Here is a 2,678-nt window from a genome sequence, read left to right as displayed (position 1 = left end):
CCGCGATCTACTCGTTCGAACAGACCAGGGGTATTTAAACTCAGATATGAACGTACAGAAGATTTTGAAATTTCTCCAATTTTCAAATAAACAGCGTTGGTTATCTCCTCAATAGAAGCTTCTCTTCCAAGCCTTAAAAAACATTCAATTATCGAGTCACGAACAACACCAGGAGCCAAAGACATGTTTATAAATCCAGTATTTTTGTATAAAATAATAATACTAACTAGACGTCAGGACGTCAATTTAGTTTAAAAGTGACGTCAAAAGAGCATGCATTAACTCCGCATTTACCATAACAGTGCTTTCCGGCACCGCCTCAGGGCGGGTTCGGCGCGAAAGCGGCGTCAGCCCGGTAAAACCGGCAGTAAACTCCCCACTAAATCGCGCATTCCGCGTCAGATAAATTTCACCCGACTGCATAGCCATGCAACCGGGTGAATGGCACCGGCTTTCGGCGGGGATCTGCGCCGCCCCCCCCGTTTTATCCGGTTTGTTACAGCGACGGACCGTCATACGTCCGCTGGCGCTGCGATCGTTCCAGCTCCAGCGCTTTCTGGTGCTGCGCCGCCCGCTGCTGCTCCCGGTGCGCCTCGATTCCGTTCAGCCTTGCGACAACCGGCGCAGCTGATCGCTCAAACTCTGCACCTGCCTGCTCAAGACCGTGACGCGCTCGCTCAGCGCCGCGTTCTCCCGTTGCATAAGACCAGACATCGTCCGCCATTCCGCGAAGGCGTTCTCCCACTCGTCCAGCCTTTTCGAGTAGTCCTGCTGTAGCTGCTCTAATGCGCTCAGCAACTGTTTTTCCAGCTCCGTCATGTGCTATTTCCCCGCCAGTATCATCCAGCTCGAATCCTCTCCGAACCGTCCCGCTTCCGGGTTCACCCTCACGCAGCGGCGTCTCTGATCGCCGCAGGTCGAGAGCTGCACGCCGCTGTTCCGATCGGACAGCATAGCCTGCGTGCTCTTCTGCTCCCGGATGGTCGTGTAATTGTCGAGTATCTGCTGACTCTGCCACCACAGAATGGCCGCGCTCGAAGCGATCAGCAGCGCGGACACCAGGACGATGGTCAGCCACGTCTGGCTGACCATGCGCAGCATCCCTTTCGTGCGCTGGCTCATGGCTGAGGACAGCTTCCGGTCGTGCTCGAGGATGGCGGCGCTGATTCTCTTCTCGCTTTCGCTCAGTTCCGCTCTGACAGACTTCTCGTGCTCGCTGAATGCGGCTTTCAGCATCTCGCCGGTACTCTGCTGCTGCGCTTTCGATTTCTGCTCTAAGTCCTTCGCCAGCGTTAAAAGACTGTTCATAGATGGCTCCCTTCAGTCGGATGTTTCGCCCCCCGTCCGGGTCGGCAATGCTGATGCTGCTTTTTGTAGTGCGCACCACCTCAAAACCAGCGCTTTCCAGCGCCTCAGTGACGTCCTGACGGGTTTTCAGCTCCCCGGACGAGGCTAAGGCCAGTAAACCCCGCGTAATCGCCTGGGCGGCTTCCTGCTTCGTTTCCGGCAGCGCGGACGGCGTGACCAGCGCCCGCCGGTTTTCCGGCGCGTTTGGATCGTGCAGCCCCAGCCTGCCGTTCACAATGGTCTGCCAGGCATCGATGCGCGGTCGGTCGGCGCGGTCGTAATACGGCTGGAGACGCCTGCCGGTCAGCAGCTCCGTGTTCGGGATCAGGAAGTTCAGCTCCAGCCTCCCTTTGTCCCGGTGCTCAACCCACAGCACGCTGTACTGGTCTTTATCGAGTCCGGGCATCAGAACCCGCTCGAAGCTCGCCATCAGCTTTTCACGCTGGCCGGGCGGTAAGTCCTGTTCGGCAAAAGACAGGACGCCGGATGTGTATTTTTTGGCGTAGGGCGAGGCGTCGATAAGCTCCCGGACTTCCTCCGGCTTCCCCTGCAGAACGCTGGCACCTTCGCGCTGGCGGTCTTTGCCCAGCAGGTAATCCACAGGCCCGGCGCCACCGCCGCGCCCCCGGGGGTGAAACTTAACGATCATCGTCTGCCCCCTTTTCCAGCACGGCGTGCCGCAGCCGCTCGAGTCCGGCATCGATGGCCATCAGCGCGGCGACAACCTGCACGCGGTCGTGCCCGCTGCCGCCACCGCCGTTAACCTGCCGGGCAATCTGGTTAAGGTTGTTCCCCATGCCGGCAAGCTGACGAAGCAGCGCCGGCGAGAGCGAGGGAAGTTTGCCGGTTCGGGCGGGCTTCTCGTCCAGGCACGTCTGCCGCATCCAGGCCGCGAGCTGTTTACCGTCGCAGCGCTCCAGCAGACGGCGGTGCTCATCTTCGGTCACCCACATGGTGAGCATTTTGCTGCGTTTGTCTGCCAATCCGGCCTCCTGATAACGCCGGGACGGGCGGGAAATCTTTTCCCGTTCGGCGCGGTGTTGGACAAGCCGCAGGCGCGTCAGTGGTTTTAGCGGGTTTCGGGGCGCAGCCCTGAACCAGTCACGTAGCGCTAGCGGAGTGTATACTGGCTTAATATGTTAGTTCGGAGTGGTGACTCAGGGAAGTGCTTCATGTGGCAGGGGAAAAAATGCGGCTGCGGGGCGTAAGTGCGAAATGCAGGTGTCGATGAAATGACGCCTCCTCGCTCACTCGGTCGCTACGCTCCTGCCGTGAGACTGCGGCGGGCGTTACATGCTCACGAATGACGAAATAAAGAGATGGCGCTCAAG

General features: G+C 58.8%; 4 protein-coding genes and 1 pseudogene. All 5 read right to left on the bottom strand.

Translation table 11 applies throughout. The features are described from left to right. Nucleotides 1-185, bottom strand: a 185-nt coding sequence (locus tag ACFW6B_RS41045; RefSeq protein ID WP_386605040.1) for a hypothetical protein, incomplete at its 3' end; no start/stop codon positions are given. Between the two features lie 418 nt (nt 186-603). Continuing rightward, on the bottom strand, nt 604-819 hold the full coding sequence (locus tag ACFW6B_RS41040) for an MbeD family mobilization/exclusion protein (RefSeq protein ID WP_079967714.1): 216 nt from the start codon (nt 817-819) through the stop codon (nt 604-606). Nucleotides 820-822: 3 nt separating this feature from the next. Next, nucleotides 823-1,308, bottom strand: coding sequence for an MbeB family mobilization protein (locus ACFW6B_RS41035; RefSeq protein ID WP_137502582.1), 486 nt, complete (start codon nt 1,306-1,308; stop codon nt 823-825). A gap of 322 nt (nt 1,309-1,630) precedes the next feature. Further along, nucleotides 1,631-1,996, bottom strand: a pseudogene (locus ACFW6B_RS41030) (relaxase/mobilization nuclease domain-containing protein); the annotation flags it as partial. After that, entirely contained in the window at nt 1,986-2,309 is a 324-nt protein-coding gene (locus ACFW6B_RS41025) for a MobC family plasmid mobilization relaxosome protein (protein WP_170989424.1), read from the bottom strand. The pseudogene ACFW6B_RS41030 and the gene ACFW6B_RS41025, both read right to left, overlap by 11 nt. Nucleotides 2,310-2,678: the final 369 nt, after the last annotated feature.

The organism is Streptomyces sp. NPDC058751 (assembly GCF_042746485.1).
Classification (GTDB): Bacteria; Actinomycetota; Actinomycetes; order Streptomycetales; family Streptomycetaceae; genus Streptomyces.
This window is presented reverse-complemented; position numbering and strand designations above follow the sequence as displayed.

Excerpts from the sequence above, each read along its gene's own strand:
- ACFW6B_RS41040 (WP_079967714.1), bottom strand. The coding sequence starts at position 819 with ATGACGGAGCTGGAAAAACAGTTGCTGAGCGCATTAGAGCAGCTACAG.
- ACFW6B_RS41035 (WP_137502582.1), bottom strand. The coding sequence starts at position 1,308 with ATGAACAGTCTTTTAACGCTGGCGAAGGACTTAGAGCAGAAATCGAAA.
- ACFW6B_RS41025 (WP_170989424.1), bottom strand. The coding sequence starts at position 2,309 with ATGCTCACCATGTGGGTGACCGAAGATGAGCACCGCCGTCTGCTGGAG.